At 27.0% G+C, this 393-nt stretch carries 1 pseudogene; it reads right to left on the bottom strand.

Features of this window, described 5'->3' with window-relative positions:
* Window positions 1-152: 152 nt before the first annotated feature.
* Window positions 153-393: pseudogene (locus KH893_RS12805) on the bottom strand (hypothetical protein); the annotation flags it as partial.

Below are 393 nucleotides of genomic sequence, written 5' to 3' on the forward strand. Positions count from 1 at the left end.
ATTAATTACATCTAATAATTCATTTTCACCTTTTTTTAATTGTTGATGTTCAAATATTTCATATACATTTTCTTTGAAAATTTTAACTTTGCTGGCTTCGCCATTTGTAACAGTTTGATTTCCATATTCTTTTAACTGTTCTATATAATTGTTCAGCTCTTCCTTATGAAGGTTTTTTGATAATGATTTTTAATTTGATATAATTCAACTTCGTATTTATTAACCCAATTTTCAATACATAAATTTCCAATTCTATTTTGTTGTTCACTCAAATAATCATCAGTTTCACTAGCCGACTGGAACTGTTTAATCATAAAAACATTTTCTTCATTTTGAAATTGCTTTTTTATACTTTCAAGAAATGTGCTCTTACCAGTGCCCCTTCTGCCTACC

The sequence above is a fragment of the Liquorilactobacillus sicerae genome (genome assembly GCF_029916425.1).
GTDB classification, from domain to species: Bacteria; Bacillota; Bacilli; order Lactobacillales; family Lactobacillaceae; genus Liquorilactobacillus; species Liquorilactobacillus sicerae.